Annotated in this window: 23 protein-coding genes; 11 read left to right on the forward strand and 12 right to left on the reverse strand. The window is 66.6% G+C overall.

Annotated features, from left to right (window positions below):
* Positions 1-6: 6 nt before the first annotated feature.
* The 3 genes from MHY23_RS01875 to MHY23_RS01885 all read left to right on the forward strand — a co-directional run bounded on the left by MHY23_RS01875 (position 7) and on the right by MHY23_RS01885 (position 4,770).
* On the forward strand, positions 7-1,335 hold the full coding sequence (locus MHY23_RS01875) for a UDP-glucose/GDP-mannose dehydrogenase family protein (protein ID WP_239306176.1): 1,329 nt from the start codon (positions 7-9) through the stop codon (positions 1,333-1,335).
* Positions 1,336-1,415: 80 nt separating this feature from the next.
* Entirely contained in the window at positions 1,416-2,954 is a 1,539-nt protein-coding gene (locus tag MHY23_RS01880; RefSeq protein WP_239306177.1) for an FMN-binding glutamate synthase family protein, read from the forward strand.
* Positions 2,955-3,246: 292 nt separating this feature from the next.
* Positions 3,247-4,770 (forward strand): ABC-F family ATP-binding cassette domain-containing protein, encoded by a 1,524-nt coding sequence (locus tag MHY23_RS01885; RefSeq protein ID WP_239306178.1) that lies wholly within the window; start codon positions 3,247-3,249, stop codon positions 4,768-4,770.
* 9 nt (positions 4,771-4,779) lie between these two features.
* On the opposite strand, the gene MHY23_RS01890 is transcribed toward MHY23_RS01885, so the two are convergent.
* The 12 genes from MHY23_RS01890 to MHY23_RS01945 form a co-directional block, all read right to left on the reverse strand.
* The gene (locus tag MHY23_RS01890) at positions 4,780-6,021 is read right to left on the reverse strand and encodes a pyridoxal phosphate-dependent aminotransferase (protein ID WP_239306179.1); all 1,242 of its coding nucleotides are present in this window, start codon (positions 6,019-6,021) and stop codon (positions 4,780-4,782) included.
* A gap of 21 nt (positions 6,022-6,042) precedes the next feature.
* On the reverse strand, positions 6,043-6,657 hold the full coding sequence (locus tag MHY23_RS01895) for a DUF1707 domain-containing protein (protein ID WP_202032101.1): 615 nt from the start codon (positions 6,655-6,657) through the stop codon (positions 6,043-6,045).
* 55 nt (positions 6,658-6,712) lie between these two features.
* Positions 6,713-6,922 (reverse strand): hypothetical protein, encoded by a 210-nt coding sequence (locus MHY23_RS01900; protein ID WP_239306180.1) that lies wholly within the window; start codon positions 6,920-6,922, stop codon positions 6,713-6,715.
* 20 nt (positions 6,923-6,942) lie between these two features.
* On the reverse strand, positions 6,943-8,898 hold the full coding sequence (locus tag MHY23_RS01905) for an ABC transporter ATP-binding protein (protein WP_304504200.1): 1,956 nt from the start codon (positions 8,896-8,898) through the stop codon (positions 6,943-6,945).
* Entirely contained in the window at positions 8,895-10,601 is a 1,707-nt protein-coding gene (locus MHY23_RS01910) for an ABC transporter ATP-binding protein (protein WP_239306181.1), read from the reverse strand. The genes MHY23_RS01905 and MHY23_RS01910 overlap by 4 nt, the downstream gene beginning before the upstream one ends.
* Positions 10,602-10,714: 113 nt before the next feature.
* Entirely contained in the window at positions 10,715-11,953 is a 1,239-nt protein-coding gene (locus tag MHY23_RS01915; protein WP_239306182.1) for a DUF418 domain-containing protein, read from the reverse strand.
* Positions 11,950-12,645, reverse strand: coding sequence for a hypothetical protein (locus MHY23_RS01920; protein WP_239306183.1), 696 nt, complete (start codon positions 12,643-12,645; stop codon positions 11,950-11,952). The genes MHY23_RS01915 and MHY23_RS01920 overlap by 4 nt, the downstream gene beginning before the upstream one ends.
* 18 nt (positions 12,646-12,663) lie before the next feature.
* On the reverse strand, positions 12,664-13,515 hold the full coding sequence (locus tag MHY23_RS01925) for an ATP-binding cassette domain-containing protein (protein WP_095554765.1): 852 nt from the start codon (positions 13,513-13,515) through the stop codon (positions 12,664-12,666).
* A gap of 82 nt (positions 13,516-13,597) precedes the next feature.
* On the reverse strand, positions 13,598-14,260 hold the full coding sequence (locus MHY23_RS01930; protein WP_181889183.1) for a response regulator transcription factor: 663 nt from the start codon (positions 14,258-14,260) through the stop codon (positions 13,598-13,600).
* Positions 14,257-15,393, reverse strand: coding sequence for a histidine kinase (locus MHY23_RS01935; RefSeq protein ID WP_239306184.1), 1,137 nt, complete (start codon positions 15,391-15,393; stop codon positions 14,257-14,259). The genes MHY23_RS01930 and MHY23_RS01935 overlap by 4 nt, the downstream gene beginning before the upstream one ends.
* Positions 15,390-16,556 carry an alpha/beta hydrolase gene (locus MHY23_RS01940; RefSeq protein WP_239306185.1) on the reverse strand — a complete coding sequence of 389 codons (1,167 nt, stop codon included), beginning with the start codon at positions 16,554-16,556 and terminating at the stop codon, positions 15,390-15,392. Before MHY23_RS01940 ends, MHY23_RS01935 begins: the two co-directional genes overlap by 4 nt.
* A 19-nt stretch (positions 16,557-16,575) precedes the next feature.
* Positions 16,576-17,943 (reverse strand): FAD-dependent oxidoreductase, encoded by a 1,368-nt coding sequence (locus tag MHY23_RS01945; protein WP_239306186.1) that lies wholly within the window; start codon positions 17,941-17,943, stop codon positions 16,576-16,578.
* 238 nt (positions 17,944-18,181) lie between these two features.
* Between MHY23_RS01945 and MHY23_RS01950 the strand changes: the two genes are divergently transcribed.
* Genes MHY23_RS01950 through MHY23_RS01985 form a run of 8 tightly spaced genes read left to right on the forward strand, consistent with a single transcriptional unit; the run spans position 18,182 to position 25,266 of the window.
* Positions 18,182-19,846 (forward strand): nitrite/sulfite reductase, encoded by a 1,665-nt coding sequence (locus tag MHY23_RS01950; RefSeq protein ID WP_239306187.1) that lies wholly within the window; start codon positions 18,182-18,184, stop codon positions 19,844-19,846.
* Positions 19,843-20,103: a hypothetical protein gene (locus MHY23_RS01955; RefSeq protein ID WP_070472049.1), complete on the forward strand. Its 261-nt coding sequence runs from the start codon at positions 19,843-19,845 to the stop codon at positions 20,101-20,103. Before MHY23_RS01950 ends, MHY23_RS01955 begins: the two co-directional genes overlap by 4 nt.
* Positions 20,100-20,879 carry a phosphoadenylyl-sulfate reductase gene (locus MHY23_RS01960; RefSeq protein ID WP_239306188.1) on the forward strand — a complete coding sequence of 260 codons (780 nt, stop codon included), beginning with the start codon at positions 20,100-20,102 and terminating at the stop codon, positions 20,877-20,879. Before MHY23_RS01955 ends, MHY23_RS01960 begins: the two co-directional genes overlap by 4 nt.
* Positions 20,880-20,896: 17 nt before the next feature.
* Positions 20,897-21,811, forward strand: coding sequence for a sulfate adenylyltransferase subunit CysD (gene cysD / locus MHY23_RS01965; RefSeq protein WP_239306189.1), 915 nt, complete (start codon positions 20,897-20,899; stop codon positions 21,809-21,811).
* Positions 21,811-23,106: a sulfate adenylyltransferase subunit 1 gene (locus MHY23_RS01970; RefSeq protein ID WP_239306190.1), complete on the forward strand. Its 1,296-nt coding sequence runs from the start codon at positions 21,811-21,813 to the stop codon at positions 23,104-23,106. Before cysD ends, MHY23_RS01970 begins: the two co-directional genes overlap by 1 nt.
* Before the next feature lie 11 nt (positions 23,107-23,117).
* Positions 23,118-23,759: a sirohydrochlorin chelatase gene (locus MHY23_RS01975; protein ID WP_239306191.1), complete on the forward strand. Its 642-nt coding sequence runs from the start codon at positions 23,118-23,120 to the stop codon at positions 23,757-23,759.
* A gap of 10 nt (positions 23,760-23,769) precedes the next feature.
* Positions 23,770-24,693, forward strand: a complete 924-nt coding sequence (locus tag MHY23_RS01980) for a sulfite exporter TauE/SafE family protein (RefSeq protein WP_239306197.1) — start codon at positions 23,770-23,772, stop codon at positions 24,691-24,693.
* Positions 24,694-24,699: 6 nt separating this feature from the next.
* On the forward strand, positions 24,700-25,266 hold the full coding sequence (locus MHY23_RS01985) for a nucleosidase (RefSeq protein WP_194989461.1): 567 nt from the start codon (positions 24,700-24,702) through the stop codon (positions 25,264-25,266).
* Positions 25,267-25,488 lie beyond the last annotated feature (222 nt).

The following is a 25,488-nucleotide window of genomic DNA, read 5'->3' on the forward strand; positions in this document are numbered from 1 at the left end:
CCACTTATGCGGATGACTGTGATTGGCACTGGTTACCTTGGCGCGACGCACGCGGCGTGCATGGCTGAACTCGGCCACGAGGTGCTGGGCGTAGACGTTGATGAAACCAAAATCGAGGCGCTGAAGAACTCCAAGGTGCCCTTTTACGAGCCGGGCTTGCCCGAGGTGCTCGAGCGCAACATCGAAGCAGGTCGCCTTGGCTTTACGACGGACTACGCCGAGGCCGCCGCGTTTGCGAACGTCCACTTCATCGGTGTGGGCACCCCGCAGCAGCGCGGCTCCTACGCGGCCGATACCCGCTACGTTGAGGCCGTCATCGACGATCTGGTACCCCAGCTCGAAGGCGAGCACCTGATCCTGGGCAAGTCCACCGTCCCGGTCGGCACCGCCGCCGCCCTGCAGGAACGCGCCGACGCACTCGCCGCCGCCAACGGCAACAAAGGCCAAGTGGAGATCGCGTGGAACCCGGAGTTCCTCCGCGAAGGCTACGCGGTCAAAGACACTATCGAGCCGGACCGCATCGTGCTAGGCCACCGCGCCGAGAACTCCCGAGCAGAGGAGATCGCCCGCGAGGTCTACGCCACACCACTGGAAAACAACACCCCGTTCATCGTGACGGATTTGCAGACCGCGGAGCTGGTGAAAGTCTCCGCCAACGCGTTTTTGGCCACGAAGATCTCCTTCATCAACGCCGTGTCCGAGGTCTGTGAGAACGTCGGCGCGGATGTCACCCAGCTGGCGGACGCCATCGGCTACGACGACCGCATCGGCCGCAAATTCCTCGGCGCGGGTCTCGGTTTCGGCGGCGGGTGTCTGCCCAAGGACATCCGCGCGTTCATGGCGCGCGCCGGCGAGGTCGGGGCCGACCAAGCTTTGACGTTCTTGCGTGAGGTCGACGCGATCAACATGCGCCGCCGCCAGCGCGTGATTGACCTGGCCCGCGAGGAGCTCGGCAGCGTCATCGGCCGCAACATCACCGTGCTCGGTGCCGCGTTCAAGCCGAACTCCGACGACGTGCGCGACTCGCCGGCGCTCGCTGTGGCCGGCCAGCTTTCGCTCGCCGGCGCAAGCGTGCGCGTCTACGACCCGCAGGGTATGGACAACGCCCGCAAGGTCTTCCCCACCCTCGACTACGCAACCAGCCTCGAGGACGCACTGCGCGGCGCGGAGCTGGTCATCCTCGCCACCGAGTGGCAGGAGTTCAAGGAGATGGATCCGCGGTGGGCGGCGGAGCTCGTCGACAAGCAATTGCTTATCGACGGGCGAAACGTCCTCAACATCCAGCAGTGGCAGCAGGCGGGCTGGCAGCTCCGCGCCCTCGGCCGGAGCCTGTAGTTTCGTAGTACCTAATTCGGGCATACCTGCAGGGTGTGCCCGTCTTAGTAATTCTGGCTGAGTGGGGCATGATAGTCCGCATGTCCAAGGAGAAGTCAGGAAAGTTTGCCAAGGGCGCCCTGGGCGCTGCCGCCGCGGCGCTGGGTGGCGTCGCCATCCACGACCTCACACAAACCAAGTACCCGGTCCTGCGCAACTACCCCGTTTTAGGGCACATGCGCTACCTGCTCACGGACATCGGTCCGGAGCTGCGCCAGTACTTCATTGAACGCGACTGGGACGGCCGCCCCTTCAACCGCGACCAGCGCAACGCCATCTACGAGCGCGCGAAGGGCAAGCAGAGCGAGACGTCGTTCGGCACCGTCCAGGACGTCTACGACACGAACCACGAGCACCTCGTGCACTCCATCGCCCCGGTGGAGGAGCCGGCCGAGCCGCCGCGCGCGCTCGTGGGCGGCAAGGACTGCACCAAGCCGTACTCCATCTCCATGCTGAACGTGTCCTCGATGAGCTTCGGCTCCCTGTCCAAGAACGCCGTGCGCTCCCTGAACAAGGGTGCGGCCATGGGTGGGTTCGCCCACAACACCGGTGAGGGCGGCATCTCCCCGTACCACCAGGAAAACGGCGGCGATCTGGTCTGGCAGATGGGCACCGGCTACTTCGGCGCCCGCACCGAGGACGGCGACTTCGACCCGGCGAAGTTCCGCGACAAGGCGCAGGACGACCAGGTCAAGATGGTGGAGCTGAAGCTCAGCCAGGGTGCCAAGCCGGGCATCGGCGGCGTGCTGCCGGCGGACAAGATCACCAAGGAAGTCTCGGAGATCCGCGGCGTGCCCATGGGCGTGGACTGCATCAGCCCGGCCGGCCACCGCGTGTTCAGCACCCCGGTCGAGCTCATCGAGTTCATCGCGCAGATGCGCGAGCTTTCCGGCGGCAAGCCGGCGGGGTTCAAGATGTGCGTCAGCAGCCGTCGAGAAGTGCTCGCCATCTGCAAGGCCATCCGCGCGGTCGGCACCGCGCCCGACTTCATCGTGGTGGACGGCTCCGAAGGCGGCACGGGTGCCGCGCCCATCGACTTCGAGGACCACATGGGCATGCCGCTGACCCACGGCCTGATGCTCATGCACAACGCGCTCGTGGGCACCGGGCTTCGCGACCAGATCAAGATCGGCGCCTCCGGCAAAGTCGCCGGCGGCTCTGACATCGTCATGCGCATGATCCAGGGCGCGGACTACACCAACTCCGCCCGCGCCATGATGATGGCCACCGGCTGCATCCAGGCGCAGCGCTGCCACACCGGTGAATGCCCGACAGGCGTTGCCACCCAGGACCCGCGTCGCAACCGCGCCATCGTGGTGGAGGACAAGTCCAAGGCGGTCTACAACTTCCACAAGACCACCGTCAGCACCGCCGTGCGCCTCATGGCCTCCATGGGCGTCTCCGATCCGTCGGAGCTTCGCCCCGACATGCTGCGCCGCAGCGTCTCGCCGACGGAGTCGCGCTCCTACGCCTCCATCTACGAGTGGCTGCGCCCGGGGCAATTGCTTGACGACGCCCCGTCGGTCTGGGCCCCCGACTGGAAAGCTGCCTCCCCGGACACCTTCCGCCCCGTGGCGTAGCTGCCGGTGGTGGGCCTGGGGTGGGCTGGCTGGCCAGCTCCCAGGCCCCAGCTCCAACCAAGCTCAACCGGCCCCACCCAGCCCCAAAACGCTGATCTGCTAGTTCGCTCAGGAGACAACCACCGACGAACTAGCAGATCAGCGTCATGTCTGGTCACTTATTGGACGCAAAGTGCTTGACACGCACACTGGTTCACCGTAGTTTCTGAACAGACCGCGTCCCCGAGGGAAGGAGTAGGCAGTGCTCACGTTCCGTGTTTCCGCATAACACGAACCAGAAAGACAGATGAGCATGCCTATTTCCCTGAACAACATTTCTCTCGAGTGGCCCAATGGAACCACGTGCTTTGAAGGCCTGAACGCCGTATTTGATAGTCGGCTTACCGGGTTAATCGGCGACAACGGATCCGGTAAATCCTCCCTGATCAAGATCATCCTCGGTCAGCTCGAACCGACGAGTGGATCGGTGGAACGCCCCGCGAACATCGCGTACTTACCGCAGGACCTCATGCTGCGGGCGGACGACACCGTGGCTGATGTTTTTGGCGCTACGGAGACTCTCAACGCAATTGCATCGGTGGAGGCCGGAGAGTTCGACCCCCAGCTTTTCGAAACTATCGGTGACCGTTGGGATATCGCCGCAGAGATCACCGCCACCCTGTCCGCGCACGGCCTCGACCTGCCTTTGGGTAGAACTCTGAATACGCTTTCCGGCGGTGAAACAGTCCGGGTAGCGTTGGCCGCTTTGTTCTCCGGCAACCCCGACTTCGTCGTCTTGGATGAGCCAACCAACAACCTCGACCACCACGCGAAAGAGCAGCTCATACGGGAGCTGGAGGCGGCGTCGGTACCTGTGCTCGTCGCAAGTCATGACCGCGACTTGCTGCAGAGCGCCACCGAAATTGCTGAGCTGCACGACGGCCGGCTGCGAATGTTCTCCGGCAACTTTTCCGCATACAAGGAGACGCTCGCGCAGGAGCAGGAATCAGCGATACGCGGGGTGAGGGACGCAAAAGCGAACCACCGCAAGCAGGTCAAGGAGCGGGAAGCGATGCAGACACGCATCGATCGGGATGCGCGCCGTGGAAAGAAGTTCGCCGCCTCGAAGCGCAAGCCCGGCATGGCGATGGGATTGGACAAGGACAGGTCTGAAAAGACTGCGGCGAGACGGGGGTCGGCCCACGCAGGAGCGGTGGAGGGCGCGCTCGCCGCCTACAACAAAGCCCAGGAAAAAGTCCGCGATGATCAAGCTGTCTTTATCGATTTGCCCGGCACCGAGCTGCCCAATGGTACCCGGGTCTTGGACATTCCCGGACTGACAGTCGTAGGTCCCGAGCGGGTGCGCATTACCGGTCCTAACGGAAGTGGCAAGACTACGCTGCTCAACTCCATCGCGAGTGGGCAGGCAGGCTACGTCATCGACGACGTGGGTTACCTTCGCCAGCGCATTACGCTCAACCCAGAGCTGACGGTGCTGGAGCTGGTGACGCAAACCAACCTCGAGGCAGAGCCGCAGTATATCCGCGACCAACTTGCGCAGCTGCTGTTTCAGAACGACACCGTGCACGCCCCCGTTGGCACGCTGTCTGGCGGGGAGCGATTCCGCGTTGAGCTCGCCCGTATCCTGCTTTCTCACCCAGCCCCGAAGCTATTGCTTCTCGACGAGCCCACCAACAATATCGACATTTCCACAGTGGACTGGCTCGTCTCCGCACTGGACAGCTACGCCGGTGCGATCGTCCTGGTCAGCCATGACGAGGATTTCTGTGCGCGAATAGGTCTCACCCGCGAAGTCACCATTGAGACCTTGCAGTAGGACGAACCCCTAGTGCTGGTGGTAGTCCGCCAGGAAGTTGCCTAGGCGCTCGATGGCGTTTTCCAACTGCGACGCCCACGGCAGGGTGACCACGCGGAAGTGGTCCGGGGTGGGGTAGTTGAAGCCGGTGCCCTGGACCATCAGGATCTTTTCGGATTTGAGCAGGTCCAGCATGAACTTCTCGTCGTCGTGGATGTTGTACATCTCCGCGTCGATCTTGGGGAAGCAGTACAGCGCACCCTTCGGCTCCACCACGGACACACCGGGGATCTCGCGGAGCTTCCGCACTGCGACGTTGCGCTGCTTGTGCAGGCGCCCACCCTCGGCAGTGAGCTCGTAGATGGACTGCCGTCCGCCCAGCGCCACCTGGATGGCGTGCTGTCCGGGCACGTTCGCGCACAACCGGGTGCCCGACAGCAAATCAAGGCCTTCGATGAAGCCCTTGGCGCGGCGGCGCGGCCCCGTGATCACCATCCAGCCGGCGCGGTAGCCGCACACCCGGTAGGCCTTGGACAGGCCGTTGAAGGTGATGCACAGCAGGTCGGGGGCGATCTCTGCCATGGAGATGTGCGAAGCTCCGTCGTAAAGCACGCGGTCGTAAATCTCGTCGGCGAGCACCATGAGCTCGTGCTCGCGGGCGATGTTGGCGATGCCTTCGAGCACCTCGCGCGAGTACACGGCGCCGGTGGGGTTGTTGGGGTTGATCACCACGATCGCCTTGGTGCGGTCGGTGACCTTGGAGCGGATGTCCTCGAGCGAGGGATTCCAGTCGTCCTCCTCGTCGCACATGTAGTGCACGACCTTGCCGCCGGCGAGGGTGGACGCGGCGGTCCACAGCGGGTAGTCGGGGGCGGGGATGAGGATCTCGTCGCCGTCGTTGAGCAGCGCCTGAGTGGTCATGCTGATCAGCTCGGACACGCCGTTGCCCAGGTAGACGTCGTCGATGTCGAAGGGTGGGAAGCCGTCGATCATCTCGTAGCGAGTGACCACCGCGCGGCGCGCCGAGGTGATGCCCTTGGAGGTGGTGTAGCCCTGGGAGGTGGGCAGGTTGGCGATCATGTCGCGCATGATCACGTCCGGCGCCTCAAAGCCGAAGACGGCCGGGTTGCCGGTGTTGAGCTTCAAAATGGTGTGGCCGTCGCGCTCCATCTTCTCCGCGGTGGCGGTCACCGGCCCGCGGATGTCGTAGAAGACGTTCTTCAGTTTGTCCGCTTGGTCGAAATGGCGGTGCTTTTGCAGTGGCTCACTCATGCCACACCACTGTAGGCCTCTTTAGTTCTTGCGGAAGCGGTTTATCGTGTTTTGCGCGACATCGAGCGCATCCGAGGTCAGCTGGTTGAACTGATCCTTGCGCTGCACCCGCATCATGGCCTGCTGGTGCGCCTTGGCGGATTCGATCTCCAGCTGGCGGCGCTTGATCTCCTGGCGGCGCTGCTGCTCCAGCTGCCGCAGGCTGGGGGTGTACCAGGAGTCGGGGCCGACCTTCATCACGTACAGCAGGATGAACAGGGTGGGGATGATCAGCAGGAAAACCGGGTGCAAAGCGGTCAGCCCGAGCGCGCCGACCGTGCCCAGCCAGAAGACACCTGCGCGCATGCGCTTGCCGGAGCGGCGCGCCTGCATGATCTCGCGGCCGCTGTAAAACACATCGCCCGAGTGCACTTCTTGCCTCTCGACGGCACCTCCGGCCGGCTGCGGCGGCAGATCCCCCAAAATCGGATCGAGGTCGGAGTGGACCTGTGCCTCGGCGACTTGCCGGCAGCGGTCGTCGAACTCGCCCATGTTGAGCCGGCCCTCGCCGAGTGCGCGGCCGAGGGTGTCCATGGCGTCCATGCGCTCCTGGTCGCCGATTCTGAAGTTGCCGTATGGGGTGCTCACGCCGGACATACTAACGCCCCGGACGGCTGTCATGCACGCCCGGGGCGCGGGGAGGGGATTGGGGTTAGTCCTGCGGGCGCGGCTGCTTGCCGTCGTTCCAGCGGGAGTCGTCCTCGTGGGTTTCGGCTTCTTCCACGGTGTGCACGCCCTCGCCGAGGGGCTTGGTGTCCATGTCCTGGTTCGGGTTGTCCGCACCGGCTGCAGCAGCCTTGTTAGCTGCGCCGTCCGCCGGAGTGTCGATGCTGGTGTACAGACCTTCGTTTTCTGCAGTCATGCGTCCGATGCTACCCGCGTTTAGTCCCCGCTGAACTGGGATTGGTGCAGGCGCCAGTACGCACCTTGCTTTTCGACGAGCTCCGCATGCGAACCTTGCTCCACAATCCTGCCGTCTTCCATCACCACGATCACGTCCGCGTCCCGGATGGTGGACAGACGGTGCGCGATGACAAAGGAGGTGCGGTTGGACCGCAGCGCGTTCATGGCCTGCTGCACCATGACCTCGGTGCGGGTGTCCACAGACGAGGTCGCCTCGTCCAGGATCAGCAGCGCGGGCTGCGACAGGAACGCGCGCGCGATGGTGATCAGCTGGCGCTCGCCCGCGGAGACGGACCCGCCGTCCTGGTCGACTTCCGTGTCGTAGCCGTCCGGAAGCGAGCGCACGAAGCGGTCCACGTAGGTGGCCTTCGCCGCCTCAATGACCTCCTCGTCGGTGGCATCGAGCCGGCCGTAGCGGATGTTGTCCATGATCGTGCCCTTGAACAGCACAGCGTCCTGGAGCACCATGCCGATCTGGTTGCGCAGGTCCTCGCGGGAATAGTCCCGGATGTCCACCCCGTCGAGGGTGATCGCGCCCGAATCGACGTCGTAGAAGCGCATGATCAGGTTCACCAGCGTGGTCTTGCCGGCGCCGGTGGGGCCGATAATCGCGGCGGTCTGGCCGGGCTTCACCCGCAGGTTCAGGTCCTGGATCAAAGGCTCGTCGGTGTAGGAGAAGGAGACATCGCGGAACTCCACCAGGCCCTCGGCGCGGCCGTTGATGCGGGCTTGGGAGCTGTCTTCGGGTTCCTCTTCAGCGTCGAGAAGCTCGAAGACGCGCTCCGCGGACGCGACGCCGGACTGCAGCATCTGCATCATGCCGGCGATCTCGCCCAGCGGCTGGTTGAACTGGCGGGAGTACTGGATGAATGCGGTGGCGTCGCCGAGCGTGAGCTTGCCGGAGGCGACCTTCACGCCGCCGAGCACCGCGATGGCCACGTACGACAAATACGAGATGAACTGCATGGTCGGGTGCATCGAGTTGGCCAAAAACTGCGCCTTCTGCGCCGCGCCGGCAAGCTCCTCGTTGCGCTCGTCGAAGGTGCGGCGCAGCTCGTCGGTGCGCCCGAAGATGACCGCCACATCGTGGCCGGAGAAGGATTCCTCCACGTGCCCATTCACATCGCCGGTGGCCTTCCACTGGGTGGTGAACTGCTTCTGGCTGCGCGTGCCCACCAGGCCCATGACCAGGCCGGTCAGCGGGATGGCCAGCAGCGCCACTAGTGCCAGCTGCCAGGAGATGGCGAACATCATCACCAGGATGCCCACCACGGTCAGGATTGCGTTGAACAGCGAGGACAGGGACTGCTGCAACGCTTGCTGCACGTTGTCCACGTCGTTGGTGGTGCGCGACATGACGTCGCCGCGCTGGCGGGTGTCAAAGTAGCGCAGCGGCAGGTGGTTGATCTTCGCCTCCACCCGCTCGCGCAGGTTGAACACCGCGCGCATGGTCAGCCGGTTCAAAATCGCGCCTTGGGCCCACATCAGCAACGACGCCGCCACGTACAGCGCCAGCACCAGCGCGATGAGCTGGCCAAGGCGGTCGAAGTCGATGCCGGAGCCGGGGGTGAGCTCCATCGCCGAGGCCATGTCGGCGAACCGGTCCTGGCCCGCCGCGCGCAGGTCTTCGATCGCCTGTTCCTTGGTGGTGCCCGGCGGCATGTGCTTGGACATCGCGCCGGAGAAAATCACGTCCATGGCCCGGCCCATCACGCGCGGGGCGTACACGGCCAGCACCACGGACGCGGCGTTCATGACAAACACCGCCGTCAGCGCCATTTTGTACGGCGCGAGCAGCCCCAGCAGGCGTTTTGCGGACGGCCAGAACTGCTTGGCCTTACGCGGCGCCTTGTTGGAGTACTCGTCGCCTGCCATCTTCTCTTCGTATTCGGCGAGCTGGTCGTCGGTCAGCTCGGACCCGTGCTGGTTGCTCATGCGTCCACCTCCGCCTGGCTCGCCGCGATCTCCCGGTACGTCTCGCTGGTTTGCAGCAGCTCGTCGTGCGTGCCACGCGCGACGATGCGCCCGGCCTCCATCACCAAAATTTGGTCCGCGTGCTTGATCGAGGACACTTTCTGCGCCACCACAATCACCGTGCGGTCCTGCACGATCTCGCGCATCGCCGCATTCAGGTTCGCTTCGGTGGTCGCGTCCAGCGCGCTGAACGAGTCGTCGAAGACGTACACCTTCGGATCCGCCACGAACATCCGCGCGATGCACAGCCGCTGGCGCTGCCCGCCGGAGACGTTGGTGCCGCCCTGGGCAATCGGCATGTCCAGATCCTCCACGAACCCGGCTTGCGCGACGCGCAGCGCCGCCCACAGCTCATCATCCGTGGCATCCGGGTTGCCGATTCGCAGGTTCGACGCCACCGTGCCGGAAAACAGCCACGGTTTCTGCGGCACCATCGCGACGGCCCCCACCAGGTCTTGGCGCGGGATGTGGGTGACCGGATGGCCGTCGATAAGCACGCGCCCCGAAGTCGGCGAGTACAGCCTGGGCAAAAGCCCAGCGAGCGTGGTCTTGCCGCTGCCCGTCGAGCCGATGATCGCCGTCGTGGTCCCCGGCGCCGCCTCAAACGAGATGTGCTCCAGCACCGGCTTCTCCGCGCCCGGGTAGGTGTAGGAGACATCCTCGAAGCGCACGGAGCCCTTGCCTATCGACGCCCCTCCGGTCACCGGCGCCTTCACCTCATGCCCGAGCACCTCTTCGATGCGGTCGGCGCAGACGATGGCGCGCGGCAGCATCATCAGCATGAACACACCCATCATCACCGCCATGAGAATCTGCATCAGGTATTGCATAAACGCGGTGAGCGAGCCGACCTCCACCAGGCCCTCGTCCACGCGGTGGCCGCCGAACCACAGCACTGCGGCCGTGGCCAGGTTCAAAATGAGCATGATCACCGGGAACATGGTCACGAACACCCGGCCGATGTTCAGGCTCAGCCTGGTGATGTCGTGGTTCGCCTCCGTGAAACGCTCGGCCTCGTGGTCCTCTCGGCCGAACGCGCGCACCACGCGGATACCCGCGATCTGCTCGCGCAACAGGCCGTTGATCGCGTCCAGCTTCTTCTGCATGCGCTTGAACAGCGGCATCAGGACCGCGGCGGTGATCCCCACCACGACTGCGAGAATGAGCACCGCGGTGACTACCAGCCACGACATGCCCGCGTCCTGGCGCAGAGCCATGATGATGCCACCGATAGCCATGATAGGTGCCGCGACCATGAAGTTCATGAACAGCAGGAACGTCATCTGCACCTGCTGGACATCGTTCGTGCCGCGCGTGACCAGCGTGGCGGCGCCGAAATGCGCCATCTCCTCGCTGTCGAAATCGGACACCCGGTCGTACACGGCGGCCCTGATGTCCCGGCCGGTGTTCATGGCCACCTGGGAGGCGAACCACACCGCCGCGATCGCCGCCGCGATCTGCACCAGCGCCACCACCAACATCGTGCGGCCGGTGCGCCAGATGTACGGCACGTCCGCCTGGGCGACGCCGTTGTTGATGATGTCCGCGTTCAGGTCCGGCAAGTACAGCGTGGCCAGGGTGGTGACCAGCTGTAACACGATGACCAGCGCGATCTTGCCGCTGTACCGCCTGCCAAAGCGTGCGGTGAGGCGGATGAGATCCATGAGTGCCCCTCTCTTTTTGTCCGGGGCAATCTTAGACCGGGGCGGGGAGAAACAACGGGCCGAAGGGGTGCGCCGGCGCAGTGCGAACTCCGGCTGCGTCTGCTCCGGGCGGCCTAGCCGGGGTAGTGCTCGGGGAGGCCGTCTTTGCCGTAGGAGAGGCGACGGTGCAGCCATTCGAACGGCCCCGGCTTGCCAGACATCTCAAGCGCCCACGCACCAGCCACCGTGGCCAGCCAGACAACCATCGCCCAACCGAGCTTGCCGGCGATCGTCGCATCGCGGGTCGCCCACCAGAACGCGGGCTGGGTTGTCAGGATGAAGAGGATCGTTTGCGCAAGGTAGCCGCTCATGGAACGTTTCCCCAGCGCCACTAGCGGTTGGGCTAGGTGCGGGAGGGAGCCGGAGGCGTTGATACGCGATTGCAACGGCCGGCACGCGAGGGAGATTGCGGCGAGGATGCCGGGGCCGGTGAGCATGCCGACGAGCTCGTTGGTGGCATTGAGCCCTGTAGCCCACCTGGGTTCGAGCGCGCCGATTTCCGCACAGCCCCACGGGATGCCGACGGCCGCGATAACTACGGCTGCAAGAATCGCCCACCCGCGGAGCATCCGGGAGTTGCCGTCGACGTCGCCGAAGATACCGCGGCGGCCCCAGACGAATCCGACCACGACAAGCGGGAAGAAGGCGAGCATCTCGATCACGCCCATCGCCGGGTACACCCAGAAGTTGGCCAGGCCCGCGGCTATGCGGTCGCTGAGGTCGAAGATGCGCGCGGGGCTGCCGTCTATTGGTTCCGCTGTCGACGAAAACGCGGCGAATACGCCAGGTGCCCGAAGCGTCGTGTGCAGGGCGAACGCAGCACCTGCGAGGGCGTAGAGGGCCTTGTCGCTCCACCCGATGAACAAGCACAGGATGAGTGCCGCGATGCCGTAGGCCGTCATGATGTCGTTGGTGAAAAACAGCGTCTTATGCACCAGACCGAACAGAAACAGGAACCCGTAGCGGCGCGCGAGCACCCCGCGCCGGGCGCGCAGCGGGTAGCCGCGCCGTTCGAGGCTGACAAAGATCATGCCCATGCCAACACCGAGGAGGGTGGCAAACATGGGTAGGCCGCGCACATGCACGAAGAGCGTCTCTAGGAAGACGAGCAGCTTCTCCCACGCGGTGCCGTCGCCGTTGTAGCCGCCGAGGCCCGCCGCGTGGTCGACACCCTCCGCCGGGTCCCAGTCGGTGACTATGTTGGCCATCGCGATGCCGACTAAAGCGAAACCGCGGGCGAGGTCGGGGGCCACGAACCGCCGACGGGCGGCGGTGCGCTCACCGGCATGTCTTGTGCTCTCTTTTAGGGTCATTTCACGGCCCTCCGCTGCACGGCAGCGTACGCGGCGGCGGCAAGGACCGCGACCCAGACCGCAAGAGTGACCACGCCGGCCGTGCCGTTCCCGGCCGCGCCGCCCGGCAGGAGCTTTTCCAGGGCCGCGGCCCACGGCTGGTTGATCGCGCCGAGGGCAGTCTCCACAATGAGCGACTCTACGACCCAGACGAAGAAGGACGCGGTGCCCGAACCGAGCAGTACGGCTGTCAGGGCCGCGAGTAGCGGGTACACGATCCACAGCTCGGCCTGGCTGCGCACCATATCTGCGCTGTCGGCGCCTCCCAAAGCGACGCTGTCGACAAACACGTGCGCGCCGCCGAGCCCGATCGCCGACGCGGCAAACGCCGTCAGTATGCAGGCGAGAGCTGCGATTCCGACGCGACATGCGAGCTCCCAACCGCGGTGGTTCGACGCGAGGTAGGCGTAGCCGATCGTACCGCGCGAGTGCGCGCCGCCGGCGGGGAAAGCGCCCGCGGCGAACGCCACAGGGAGCATCAAAGCGGCCGGGATGAGCAGCATTGCAGGGTCTGCGGTGCTTGTACCGTTGGGGCCGACGAGCATCGCGACGGCCATGGGCCCGAGAATGAGGGCGGCCGCGACAAACGCGAGCAGGATGCGCGTCGCGGGGCGGGAAAAGATCTCCCGCAGCGTTGCTTTCAGTGTGTGCATGGAAAATCCTCCTACGTCCTATTTCGTCGACTCCAGGAACACTTCTTCGAGGCTGCGGCGGGATTCCTGGAGGGAGTACACCGTCACGCCCACGCGCTGGGCGGCCTCGCCGACGTCTCGGGCGGTGGCGTCGTCGACGACAACGGAGTCGCCGATGACCTGGCCGCCGACGGCCTCAGCCAGCCGCGCCGGGTCGCTGCACGTCGCCTCAACCCGGTTGGAGCCCAGGAAGTCTTCGAGCGGGCCCTCACCGGCGAGGCGGCCGCGGTTGATGACCACAAGGCGGTCCGCGGTGAGCTGCATCTCGCTCATCAGGTGTGAAGAGACGACTACCGCACGGCCCTCGGCGGCCATCTCGCGGATGCGCCCCCGCATCCAGGCGACGCCCTGCGGGTCGAGACCGTTGACCGGCTCGTCCAGGATGACGTTGGATGGGTCCGCGATCAGCGCGCTGGCCACGCCGAGGCGCTGGCGCATGCCGAGGGAGTAGTTTTTCACTTGCCGTTTTGCTGCTTCCGCGAGCCCGAACGCCTCAAGCGCCTCGTCGGCGCGGGATTCCGGCACGCCGGCGTAATCGGCGACCATCTTCAGGTGGCCGCGCCCAGTCATGTGCGGGGCGATCCATTCCGGGTTGAGCAGTGCCCCGACGGCGCGTGCGGGCTGGTCGAGGGATCGGAAAGTGGAGCCGTCGATAAGCGCCTCGCCCTCGTCTGGGGTTTCTAGCCCGACGATCATGCGCATGGTCGTGGACTTGCCGGAGCCGTTCGGGCCCAAGAAGCCTGTGACGTCGCCGTCCGGCGCGGTGAACGACAGCGCGTTGACGGCGGTGGAGCTTGAATACCGTTTGGTCAGGTTGTGAACTTCGATCATGGTTCCCACAATCGCGCGTGGCGCAGGCGAAATCGTCCGCCCGCGGGTGTAAATCGGCGCGTACACCCTGGGGTGTAGGCGGCTAGTGGCCCAGCAACTCGCCGGTGCCCACCAAGCCCGCGCGGAACGCGAAGAGGACGGCGTGGACGCGGTCGCGGGACTCGGTCTTGAACAGAATGCGGTGCACGTGTGTCTTCACCGTCGCGGGGGAGAGCGTCTCGGCCTCGGCAATCTCCTCGTTTGAGTAGCCCAGCGCCACCAAGCGCAGGACCTCCACCTCGCGCGGGGTAAGGCGCTCGAGCATCGCCTCGTTGCGTGCCGCCTCCTGATGCTCCGGGGCCTGCGCCGCGCCGATGACGTGGCGGGTCACCTTCGGCGCGAGCACCGCGTCGCCGCCGTCGACGGCGCGGATCGCGCTGAGCAGCTCGTCGGGGTCGGCGTCCTTGAGCAGGAAGCCGGAGGCGCCGGCATCGAGCGCGTCGAGCACCAGCTCCTGGTCGTCGAAAGTGGTGAGCATGATGACCCGGGTGTCGGGGTGCTCCGCAAGCAGCGCACGGGTGGCTTCGATGCCACCGACGCTGGGCATACGGATGTCCATGAGCACCACGTCCGCGGCCTCTCGGCCCGGCACCTCATCGCCGTCGCCGGCCTGCCACGCCACCTCCATGTCGCCCTGCGAGCCAACCAGCATGGAAAACCCAGCGCGCACGAGCGGTTGGTCATCCACAAGCGCAACCGTGATCATCGAGGTACCTCCGCCGTCAGCACAAACTTGCCACCGTCGCGCTCGAAGCGTACCCGCCCGCTGACCGCGGCCACCCGCTCCTCGATGCCCACCAGCCCGAAGCCCCCCGTCGAGCTTTTGCTTTTTGATGCCGCGTTTTCCGCCTCCACCACAATCGAGTGGGCACCCACCACAAACCGGATCACGCCGGCGGGGGAGGACGCGTGCCGCAGCATGTTGGTCACTGCCTCCTGGCAAACGCGATAGAGCGTGAACTGCGTGAGCGCGGGCAGGTCGGCGGGCAGGTCGTCGAGGCCCTCGACGGTCAGGTCGGTCCCGCGGCGGCGGGCGTCGTCGAAAAGCGCCTCGAAGTCGTGCCGGCTCGGCGCGGTGCCGGCGGGGCGCTCGGTCTCGTCGCTGCGCAGCACGCTGAGCAGCCCGCGTATCTGGCCGAGCGCCGTGCGCGACTCCCGGCTGATGGTCTCCAGCACCTCCTCCGCTACCTCCGGGTTGGACTTGGCGGCGTAGCGGGCGCCGTCGGCAAGCGCGGTGATGCCCGCGAGCGTGTGCGCGACGATGTCGTGCATCTCCCGGGCGATCTGCGTGCGCTCGCGCACGTGCGCGAACTCCACCTGCTGCTCTAGCTCCGAGATGCGCTCGCGGCGCTGGCGCGCCTGGGTGCCCAGCAGGTAGAAGAAGCCCAGCGCCAGCCAGCACAGCACGGTCGCGCCGACCCCGGCCTCCACCGCCTCGGTGGTGGTCATGCCGCTGGGCCACTCGGCGTCGAAGAACAGGTGGTGGGCGTAGAGGCCGGCGGTGGAGACCCCCAGCACCCACGCCACGAGCCAGGGCCGCTGCCTGCGCGGGGCGGACAGGCCCAGCAGGTAGGAGGCGAACGCCAGCGGCGGGGCCCAGTAGAGGAAGACGCTGAGGCTCTGCAGCGCCAGGGCAAGGGTGGCGCACGCGGCGATGCCGGGGACCCACAGCGCGGCGCAGGAGGCGGTCGCGCCCGCCAGGATGGCGGCCCCGGCCAGCTTTGCCGCCGCGCCGACCGGCGACTGCACTGTCACCCAGTCGACGATGAAGAGCGCGCCGAGCAGGATCGAGGCCACCGCCGCGCCGGTGCGGGCGCGCCCGGTCAGCTGGCCGCTCACGCGTCCGCCCCGTGCTCCGCGAAGAACGTCGTCATGGAGTCGAGCAGGTGCTGGTTCCACACTCCGTGGGCGCTCAGCGCGGAGGCGTGGTCGGCGTGCGGGCGTACCTGCTCGGTGAGCTCGACGCCGCTCGCCGCCGCGGCGGCGTGGAAACCCTCGTAGCTGCCGGGCGGGACGAGGCGGTCGTCCGCGCTGCGCACGATCATCGTCGGCTGCGAGCGGTCCGTGACGTGGTTCGCCGAGGTCACCGCGTCGGCGCGCGCCGGGTATTCGCCCGGGGTGCCGCCCAGGTACTTTTCCACCGTCTCGCGCGCGCCGCGGCCGGCGTACGGGTCGTCGCCGCCCCACACGGCCCAGGCGTCGAGAGCGGGGGAGTCGGCATAGACGGCGCGGGGGACGGCGGCGCGGCCGCCGCAGTCGGAGGTAAGCGTGCCGGCGGCGGCATCGTAGGAGGCGTCGAGAAGCAACTGCCCTCCGGCGGACTCGCCGTAGGTGAAGAACCTCGCCGGGTCCCCACCGTAGTCGGCGGCGTGCGCGCCCACCCACGTAAATGCGCAGCCAACCTCGCCGGCGGCGACGTCCCAGGTGGGCTGCTCACGGCTAGACAACGTGTAATCCATCGACACCACAACGTAGCCGCGGTCAGCCATCTGCCGCATGTTGTAGGCCTGGGAACGCTTATTGAGCTGGTCCCAGCCGCCGCCGTGCGTGTAGAGGAGGACGGGGCGCGGGCCGCCCTCCCGCGGGAGGTAGACGTCCATGTCCAGCTCGTCGGTCCCGAAGAGGTCGAACGGGACGGTCGCGTCGGGCCCCTGGGCGGTCTTGTCCAACCCCGCCCAGCTCAGCGCGGCCCACGCGTCGGCATCGGTGCCAAGCGCGCGGGCGGCGTGCAGCTGGCCGCCGAAAAGCGCCGCGGCGGCCGCGGTGGCCACCACCCCGAGGGCCGCCGGCAGAAGGTTCGCCCGCGAGGCGCGGGCGAGTGCGGCAGACGCCGCCGCCACGCCCAGCGAAATGAGCAGGAGCGGGCCCGCGTACTGCGGGCTGACCAGCGATGCCGCGCCCCAGTACGCGACGTGCGGGGTGAACGGCGCGAGCGCCAGCCAGGCAGCCAGCGCCGCGATCATCGCGAGCGGGGCGGCGAGGATGCGTGCGGGCCACTGCATGCTGTTGTTGCACTTGCTACTACTGCGCGCGGGAGTGGCCCAGCATCTCGTCCCACTCCACGATCTTCTTGCGCTCGCGCGGGAAGGTGGCGTCGGCGGCGCCGAGTGCGCGCTCGGCCTCGTCCAGCTTGTACCAGCCTTCCCAGGTGGCGTAGTCCACACCGCGCTCGCGGAGCAGATCGAAGATATCGTCCGCGCCGGTGTGCGACGGGGCGGCGAGGCGGCCTGCCGCGGCGTCGGCGATGAGCATGTCGGTGGTTTCCTTGGCGTCGGACTTGGTGTTGCCGATCAGGCCAACGGGTCCGCGCTTGATCCAGCCGGTGACGTAGAGCTTGTCCTCGACACCCGCGCCTTCCTCGGCGGTGACCAGGACGTGGCCGCCGTCGTTGGGGATGACGTGGCGCTCGAGGTCGAAGGGCACGCCCTCGACTGGCTCGGAGCGGTAGCCCACGGCGTGGTAGACCTGCTGGACCGGCCAGTCGGTGAACTTGCCGGTGCCGCGGATGCCGCCGTTGCCGTCGAGCTCCTGGCGCTCGGTGCGGATGCCGGTCACGGCACCGGAGTCGTCGGTGAGCACCTCCACCGGCTCCTCGAAGAAGTGGATGTGGATCTTGTGCGGCGCGTCGTCCGGCTCGCGCATGGCGTACTGCTCCAGCACCTGGCAGTTCAGGTCGACGGACTTGTCGGAGCGGCGGACCTGCTCGGACAGCTCGTCGTAGTCGATGTCCTCCGGGTCCACGAGCACCTGAATGGTGTCGGACTCGTCGAGCTCGCGCAGCTCCTTCGGCGTGAACTTCGCCTGGGCGGGGCCGCGGCGGCCGAACATGTGCACCGTCTCCGCCTTGTTGTTCTTCAGGGACTCGTAGACGTTGTCCGGGATTTCGGTGACCGTGAGCTCGTCGCCGGTCTTGGCCAGGATGCGGGAGATATCGAGTGCCACGTTGCCCACGCCGACGACGGCGACTTCCTTGGCCTCGAGGTTCCAGTTGCGCTCGAAGCGCGGGTTGCCGTCGTAGAAGCCGACGAACTCGCCGGCGCCGATGGACTTGTCGCCGCCCGGGATGAGCAGCTCGCGGTCGCGCACCGCGCCGGTGGAGATGACCACGGCGTCGTAGTAGTCGCGCAGGTCGTCGATGGTGATGTCGCGGCCGACGGTGACGTTGGCGATCAGGCGCAGCTTGTCCTTGTCCAGCACGTTGTGCAGGGACTTCACAATGCCCTTGATTCGCGGGTGGTCGGGGGCCACACCGTATCGGATCAGGCCGAAGGGGGCGGGCATCTGCTCAAAGAGGTCGACGTGGACGTCGTGCTCTTCGTTGCGGATTAGCAGGTCGGAGGCGTAAATGCCGGCTGGGCCGGCTCCAACTACGGCGACGCGCAGGCTCATAAGTTCGTTGTCCTTTCGCAAAAGGGTGTGTTGATGTTGGACACTATAGCGTATAGACCGAGTGGTCTTAAACCTGCAAATATTTTCATTCCCAACCCCCGGAAATCCTTTACATTCACGGCATTAACCGGCACTTTCGATAGTCCGGTTGTTTTAGACCGAGTAGTCCGGCACTATTGGCCAGCAATAGCTCCGGGCTGCCCGGATGTGTACAGAGTTGTCTAGTTAGGGAGAGCAGATGAGCGCACCCACGAAGCCCAGGACACGCGCCAAAAAGCCGGAGGGGCAGTGGCTTATCGACGGCTGCACGCCGCTGAACCACGACGAGGAGATCAAGCAGGAGTCCCCGGTCCTGGACGTCAAGCAGCGCGTGATCGACGTCTACTCCAAGGGCGGCTTCGACTCCATAGACCGCGAGGACCTCTACCCGCGCTTTAAGTGGCTCGGCCTATACACCCAGCGCAAGCAGAACCTGGGCGGGGAGTTCACCGGCGAGGACAACAGCGTGCTCGAAGACAAGTACTTCATGATGCGCATCCGCTTCGACGGCGGCATCTGCTCCACGGAGCAGGCCCGCGCCGTCGGCGAGCTCTCCCACGACTACGCGCGCTCCACCGTGGATCTCACGGACCGCCAGAACATTCAGTTCCACTGGGTGCGCATCGAGGACGTCCCCGCGATCTGGGAAAAGCTCGAGGCAAACGGCCTGAACACCTGGGACGCCTGCGGCGACGTGCCGCGCGTGATCCTGGGCTCCCCGGTCGCGGGCATCGCCAAGGACGAGATCATCGACGCAACGCCTGCGATCCGCGAGATCCAGAAAATCGTCACCGACGACGAGTTCCAGAACCTGCCGCGCAAGTTCAAGACCGCCATCTCCGGCAACGCCCGCCAGGACGTCGTCCACGAGATCAACGACCTCGCCTTCATCGGCGTCGAGCACCCCGAGCTCGGCCCCGGCTTCGAGTGCTACGTCGGCGGCGGCCTGTCCACCAACCCGATGCTCGCGCAGTCCGTCGGCGCATTCGTCACCCTCGAGCAGGTGCCGGACGTGTGGGCGAACGTGGTGCGCATCTTCCGCGACTACGGCTACCGCCGCCTTCGCAACCGCGCGCGCCTGAAGTTCCTGGTCAAGGAGTGGGGCGTGGAGAAGTTCCGCCAGATCCTCGAAGACGACTACCTGGGCTACAAGCTTGCCGACGGACCAAAGGCCCCCAACAACCTGGTCGACCGCGACCACATCGGCGTCCACGAGCAGAAGGACGGCAACGTCTACATCGGTGTGAAGCCCACGCTGGGGCACATGTCCGGTGAGCAGCTCATCGCCCTAGCCGACCTGGCGGAGCGCTACGGCGTGACCGACCTGCGCTTCACTCCGTTCAAGGAGGTGCTGCTGCTCGGGGTCGCACCGGAGGACGTCGAGAAGCTGCAGGCTGATTTGGAGGAGATGGGCCTGTACTCCAACCCCTCCGAGTTCCGCCGCGGCCTGCTTAGCTGCACTGGCCTGGAGTACTGCAAGCTCGCGCACGTGACCACCAAGTCCCGCGCGATCGAGCTGGCGGATGAGCTGGAGGAGCGCTTCGGCGACCTGGATTCCCCGATCACGATTTCGCTGAACGGCTGCCCGAACGCGTGCGCGCGCCACCAAGTCTCCGACATCGGCCTGAAAGGCCAGATGGTGGCGAACGACAACGGCGAAAAGGTCGAGGGCTTCCAGGTGCACCTGGGCGGCACCATCGGCGAAGGCGCGAATTTCGGCCGCAAGCTGCGCGGCCACAAGGTGCTGTCCACCGAACTGACGGATTACGTCACGCGCGTGGTGCAGCATTACGTGGACAAGCGCGAGGACGGCGAAACATTCCGTCAGTGGGTCGCCCGCGCGGACGAGGACGACCTGCGATGAGCTTTCGCCGGGCCCCGAATCCGAACCGCAATTTCCCCTCGTTTTGCCCCTATTGTGGCGGCGAGGACCTCTGGCCGAACGAGGAGACGGACTTTGCCTGGAAATGCGGGGAATGCCTGCGCATTTTCGAGGTGAAATACCACGGCCAGGACGATCCGGACACCCCGCACGCGCCCGCGCCGTCGACGGAGGAGGCGCTGCAGGCCTCCCTGGCGCGGCACGGGCATACCGCAGTAGTGAAGGAAGAGAAGCGATGACCAACCTGCTCAACCAGCCGGGAGGAAACTTCCGCGACCCCGAGATCAGCCCGGAGGGTCCGAGGGAGACGGCGGCGTTGCCGGAGGACGTCGCCAAGCAAAACGCCCAGTTAGTCGAGGAGTGGGCACCCAAGCTTTACGACGCATCCGCCGCCGACATCTTGAGCTGGGCCCACGAGCACGCCCCTGGCAAGCTCGTGGTGACCCTGTCCATGGAAAACACCGTGCTGGCGGAGCTGGCCGAGCGCCACCTGCCCGACGCCGACTTCCTGTTCCTGGACACCGAGTACCACTTCCCGGAGACGTTGGAGGTGGCCGACGCCGTGGAGGCGCGCTACCCGACGCACACGCTGGTGCGCGCGAAAGCCCAGCTCACCCGCCCGGAGCAGGACGAGGTGTACGGCCCGAACCTGTACCTGCGCAACCCCGGCGCGTGCTGCCGGATGCGCAAGGTGGAGCCGCTGGCGGTGCACATGAGCCTGTACGCCGGCTGGATCACTGGCCTGCGCCGCGCCGACGGCCCCACCCGCGCTGAGGCGCCCGCGCTGAGCCTGGATGGAACCGGCCGGCTGAAGATCTCCCCGCTGGTGACCTGGTCGCTGGAGGACACTGAAGGCTTCGAGGAGGACAACGACCTGATCATCCACCCGCTGACCCGCCAGGGCTACCCCTCCATCGGCTGCGCCACCTGCACCATGCCGGTGGCCGAGGGGGAGGACCCGCGCGCCGGACGCTGGGCGTTCGCATCCAAGACCGAGTGCGGCCTGCACGAATAAAAGGAGTTTTAGAGAAGATGACGCAAGCAACGACAACTGAGCTGTCGCCGCACTTGAAGGACTTGGAAAACGAGTCCATCCACATCATCCGCGAGGTGGCCGGGCAGTTCGACAAGGTCGGCCTGCTGTTTTCCGGCGGCAAGGACTCGTGCGTGGTGCTCGAGCTGGCGCGCCGGGCCTTCGCGCCGGCGGCCATGCCGATTGAGCTGCTGCACGTGGACACCGGACACAACTTCCCGGAAGTGATCCAGTTCCGGGACGAGCTCGTGGAGAAGCATGGCCTGCGCCTGCGCGTGGCCGAGGTGCAGGACTGGATTGACCGCGGCGATCTGCAGGAACGTCCCGACGGCACCCGCAACCCGCTGCAGACCGTGCCGCTGGTGGAGACCATCGCAGAGGTCGGCTACAACGCAGTGCTCGGCGGCGCGCGCCGCGACGAGGAGCGCGCCCGCGCCAAGGAGCGCGTGTTCTCCGTGCGCGACTCCTTCGGCGGCTGGGACCCGCGCCGCCAGCGCCCCGAGCTGTGGGACCTGTACAACGGCGCGACGCTGCCGGGCGAAAACGTGCGCGTGTTCCCCATCTCCAACTGGACCGAGGCGGACGTGTGGGAGTACATCGGCGCGCGCGGGATCGCCCTGCCGTCGATCTACTTCGCGCACGACCGCGAGGTGTTCGGCCGCGACGGCATGTGGCTGACCCCGGGCGAGTGGGGCGGCCCGCGCGACGGCGAGCAGCTTGAGACCCGCCGCGTGCGCTACCGCACCGTGGGCGACATGTCCTGCACGGGCGCGGTTGATTCGGACGCGTCCACGATCGACGAGGTGCTCGTCGAGATCGCCAACTCCACCCTCACCGAGCGCGGCGCGACGCGCGCCGACGACCGCCTGAGCGAATCCGCCATGGAAGACCGCAAGAAGGAAGGCTACTTCTGATGACTACGACTACCGCTCCAGCCGCCTCCGCCGCAGCCGCTTTGGCGGACCGCGAAACGCTGCGCCTGTGCACCGCCGGCTCCGTCGACGACGGCAAGTCCACCTTCGTCGGCCGCCTCCTGCACGACACGAAGTCTGTCCTCGCCGACCAGCTCGCCTCCGTGAAGCGCACCAGCGCAGATAGGGGCTTTGAGGGGCTCGATCTTTCCTTGCTTGTCGACGGGCTTCGCGCCGAACGCGAACAGGGCATCACCATCGACGTGGCCTACCGCTACTTCGCTACCGACAAGCGCACCTTCATCCTCGCCGACACCCCGGGCCACGTGCAGTACACGCGCAACACCGTGACCGGCATGTCCACCTCCCAGGTGGTCGTGCTGCTGGTGGACGCCCGCAACGGCGTGGTAGAGCAGACCATCCGCCACCTTACCGTGGCCAAGCTTCTGGGCGTGCGCACCGTGATCCTGGCGGTGAACAAGATCGACCTGGTCGGCTACTCCGAGGAGACCTTCAACGAGATCAAGGCGGCGTTCGACGCCAAGGCCGCCGAGCTGGGCATCGAGGACCCGCACGTGGTGCCGATCTCCGCGCTCAAGGGCGACAACGTCGCGGAGCGCAGCGCCGAGACCTCCTGGTACACCGGCCCGACCGTGCTGGAGCTGCTGGAGACCATCCCGGTCAACCACGGCCGCGCCGACGACCTGGACTTCCGCTTCAACATCCAGTACGTGCTTCGCGAGCACGCCACCGACTACCGCGCCTACGCCGGCCGCGTCAACGCCGGCTCCGTCTCCGTCGGCGACGAGATCCTCGCCCCGCACGGCCGGAAAACCACCGTGGCCGGCATCGACACCTCCGACGGCCCGGTGGAGACCGCCCACGCCGGCGACTCCGTCGCGCTGCGCTTGGCGGACGAGATCGACCTGACCCGCGGCGACCTTTTGGCCTCGGGCACCCGGCCGGAGGACGTGCGGGAGTTCGCCGCCACCGTCGTGGGGCTTACCGAGAAGGAGCTGCGCGCCGGGCAGGCCGTGAAGCTGCGCATCGGCACCGCGTTCGTGCGCGCCCGCGTGGCCAGCGTGGACCGCGTCCTCGACATCGACGGCGCCGCCGGCGACAACACCTCGCCCGAGTCCGTCGCCCTCAACGAGATCGCGCACGTGACCATCCAGACCGCCGACGAGCTGCCGGTCGAGCCCTACGCCGCCCGCGGCGCGGTGGGCAACTTCCTGCTCGTGGACCAGTCTTCCGGCAACACGCTGGCCGCGGGTCTCGTCGGAAAGCGCCTGCACTAGGAGCACCCGCCATGACCGCGCTGATCACCCTCTCACACGGCTCGCGCCACCCGCGCGCCAAGGAGGGCATCCGCGCGCTGACCAAAGCGGCGGCCGGCAAGCTCGGCGTGGAGTGGGCGGACGCGCACCTCGAGTTCGACCGCCCCACCCTCGCCAAGGCGGCCGCCGCGCTGTCTTCACCGCGCGCCATCGTCGTGCCCCTGCTGTTCACCCGCGCGTTCCACGCGAAGGTGGACGTGCCGGCCCACCTCGCCGAGGCGCGGGCCCACTGCGACCTCACCCTTGCCGAGCCGCTCGGCACCGGCCCCGACATCGCCGAGGTCCTGCACAAGCGTTTGCTTATCGACGCCCCTTCGGCGCCCCACGCCACCCTCTTCCCCGTCGGCACATCAGATACCGAACAGGCGGCGAACTACACCCGCCTGGCATCTGACCTGGCACGTGTGGCCGGGGTCGAGGTGTCGGTGGTGCAGGCGACTGGGGGCGACCGGAGGTTCGTCGATAGGCAATCGCACGTGCTGCCGCTGTTTGTCACCCACGGAACTTTGCTGAACCGGATCCCGGAGCACCTGTCAGCCTCCGGGCCTTTAACTACTGACCTCGCGGACGTTGTCGCCAGCCGATACCGCTCCGCCGCCGAAAAGGACGCCTGAAATGTACAAGATTGAGACGCTGCTGCTCATCGCCGTGGCCGGCCTGGCCGCCCAACTTGTCGACGGCGGCCTCGGCATGGGCTTCGGCGCCACCTCATCCACCATGCTCATCGCGCTGGCGGGACTCACCCCGGCAGCCGCCTCCGCCGTCGTGCACACCGCCGAGCTTGGCACCACGCTGGCCTCCGGCGTGGCGCACACCCGCTTCGGCAACGTGGACTGGCGCACCGCGTTCGCCATCGGCATCCCCGGCGCCATCGGCGCCTTCCTCGGCGCGACCGTGCTGGTGCGGCTGTCCACCGAAGCCGCGCGGCCGGTGATGTCGCTGATCCTGGCGCTGATCGGGCTGAACCTGATGCTGCGCTTCGCCCGTGGGCTGACGCAGCGCAAGATGGCTGAAAAACCGCACTCGCGCGGGTTCCTGGCCGGGCTGGGCCTGTTCGGCGGCTTCGTGGACGCCACCGGGGGCGGTGGCTGGGGGCCCGTGACCACCTCGACGCTGCTGTCCGCCGGGCGCTCCGAGCCGCGCCGCATCGTCGGCACCGTCAACACCGCAGAGTTCCTGGTTACCCTGGCGGCCACCCTCGGGTTTGCGGTGGGCATGTGGAACGACCTGATGGCTAACCTCGCCGGGGTGCTCGCGCTGCTGCTGGGCGGAGTGGTCGCAGCGCCGATCGGCGCGTGGGTGGTCACCCGCATGAACCCCATCGCCCTCGGTGGGGTGGTGGGCACCTTGATCGTGTTTTTGAACCTGCCGGTGGTGCTGAAGTTCCTCGGCGTGGACTCCGGACTGTGGGCTGTGCGCGTTGCCGTCCTGATCGTGGGCGCGGCGTTGTCCGTGCGCGGCGTGCTCAAGGCCCGGGAGAACTCGCGGGCGGCCGGGGAGCGCGAGGGCGCGACAGTGGTCGACCCCGAGCCCGCGCGCCTACGATAAGCAACCATGTCTGACTTGCTAATCGTCGCAGCCATGAAAGAAGAGGCCGCGGACATCATGTCCGGCGGCGACCACGAGGTGCTCATCACTGGCATCGGCACCCTGCCCGCAGCGATCGCCTTGACCCGCCGCCTATCCTCCGGGCCGCTGCCGTCGCGCGTGATCAACGTCGGCACCGCAGGCGCACTGGTGGACTTGGAGCCGGGCGTTTACGAAGTTTCCGACGCCGTCAAGCACGACTTCAAAGTCGGTGGCACCTCCGAGATCACCGACTTTGTCTACCCGCGCTGGTTCTCCTTCGACCCGCTGACCGAGCTACCCAAGGCCAAGCTCGCCACCGGCGACGCGTTTGTGAACCGGTCCGACCTGCGCGACGAGCTCGCCCGCGAGTGCCAGCTCGTGGACATGGAAGGCTACGCCCTGGCAGCGGTGTGCTCCACGTTCGGTGTGCCGCTGACCCTGCTCAAGCAGGTCTCCGACTCGGCCGACGAGTCCGCCTCCGAGGTCTGGGAGGCAGCCCTGGAGCGCGCCCGCGTCGAGCTGGAGCAGGCGCTGCGCGACCACCTGCGGTAATCCAATCACTTCGACGGACTCGCCTATTCTTCGATCGCTGGCGCCGGCTTCCAATGGGCCTTTCCAGACTCGACTCCGTTGAGAATGCGGATCGTCTAGTAGTGTCATGTCTTGACACTTTTTGGACATGGAGTCTGGTGAGTTTTTGGACGCGGAGTCTGGTCACTTATTGGACATCATGTCTGATGACTTGTTGGACACTGCGGTGGAATAGCCGGATGG

The organism is Corynebacterium sp. ACRQP (assembly GCF_022345915.1).
In the GTDB taxonomy this organism is placed as follows: domain Bacteria; phylum Actinomycetota; class Actinomycetes; order Mycobacteriales; family Mycobacteriaceae; genus Corynebacterium; species Corynebacterium lehmanniae.

Coding starts and splice junctions, on each gene's coding strand:
- MHY23_RS01875 (WP_239306176.1), top strand. CDS start 7: ATGCGGATGACTGTGATTGGCACTGGTTACCTTGGCGCGACGCACGCG.
- MHY23_RS01880 (WP_239306177.1), top strand. CDS start 1,416: ATGTCCAAGGAGAAGTCAGGAAAGTTTGCCAAGGGCGCCCTGGGCGCT.
- MHY23_RS01885 (WP_239306178.1), top strand. CDS start 3,247: ATGCCTATTTCCCTGAACAACATTTCTCTCGAGTGGCCCAATGGAACC.
- MHY23_RS01890 (WP_239306179.1), bottom strand. CDS start 6,021: ATGAGTGAGCCACTGCAAAAGCACCGCCATTTCGACCAAGCGGACAAA.
- MHY23_RS01895 (WP_202032101.1), bottom strand. CDS start 6,657: ATGTCCGGCGTGAGCACCCCATACGGCAACTTCAGAATCGGCGACCAG.
- MHY23_RS01900 (WP_239306180.1), bottom strand. CDS start 6,922: ATGACTGCAGAAAACGAAGGTCTGTACACCAGCATCGACACTCCGGCG.
- MHY23_RS01905 (WP_304504200.1), bottom strand. CDS start 8,898: ATGAGCAACCAGCACGGGTCCGAGCTGACCGACGACCAGCTCGCCGAA.
- MHY23_RS01910 (WP_239306181.1), bottom strand. CDS start 10,601: ATGGATCTCATCCGCCTCACCGCACGCTTTGGCAGGCGGTACAGCGGC.
- MHY23_RS01915 (WP_239306182.1), bottom strand. CDS start 11,953: ATGACCCTAAAAGAGAGCACAAGACATGCCGGTGAGCGCACCGCCGCC.
- MHY23_RS01920 (WP_239306183.1), bottom strand. CDS start 12,645: ATGCACACACTGAAAGCAACGCTGCGGGAGATCTTTTCCCGCCCCGCG.
- MHY23_RS01925 (WP_095554765.1), bottom strand. CDS start 13,515: ATGATCGAAGTTCACAACCTGACCAAACGGTATTCAAGCTCCACCGCC.
- MHY23_RS01930 (WP_181889183.1), bottom strand. CDS start 14,260: ATGATCACGGTTGCGCTTGTGGATGACCAACCGCTCGTGCGCGCTGGG.
- MHY23_RS01940 (WP_239306185.1), bottom strand. CDS start 16,556: ATGCAGTGGCCCGCACGCATCCTCGCCGCCCCGCTCGCGATGATCGCG.
- MHY23_RS01945 (WP_239306186.1), bottom strand. CDS start 17,943: ATGAGCCTGCGCGTCGCCGTAGTTGGAGCCGGCCCAGCCGGCATTTAC.
- MHY23_RS01950 (WP_239306187.1), top strand. CDS start 18,182: ATGAGCGCACCCACGAAGCCCAGGACACGCGCCAAAAAGCCGGAGGGG.
- MHY23_RS01955 (WP_070472049.1), top strand. CDS start 19,843: ATGAGCTTTCGCCGGGCCCCGAATCCGAACCGCAATTTCCCCTCGTTT.
- MHY23_RS01960 (WP_239306188.1), top strand. CDS start 20,100: ATGACCAACCTGCTCAACCAGCCGGGAGGAAACTTCCGCGACCCCGAG.
- cysD (WP_239306189.1), top strand. CDS start 20,897: ATGACGCAAGCAACGACAACTGAGCTGTCGCCGCACTTGAAGGACTTG.
- MHY23_RS01970 (WP_239306190.1), top strand. CDS start 21,811: ATGACTACGACTACCGCTCCAGCCGCCTCCGCCGCAGCCGCTTTGGCG.
- MHY23_RS01975 (WP_239306191.1), top strand. CDS start 23,118: ATGACCGCGCTGATCACCCTCTCACACGGCTCGCGCCACCCGCGCGCC.
- MHY23_RS01985 (WP_194989461.1), top strand. CDS start 24,700: ATGTCTGACTTGCTAATCGTCGCAGCCATGAAAGAAGAGGCCGCGGAC.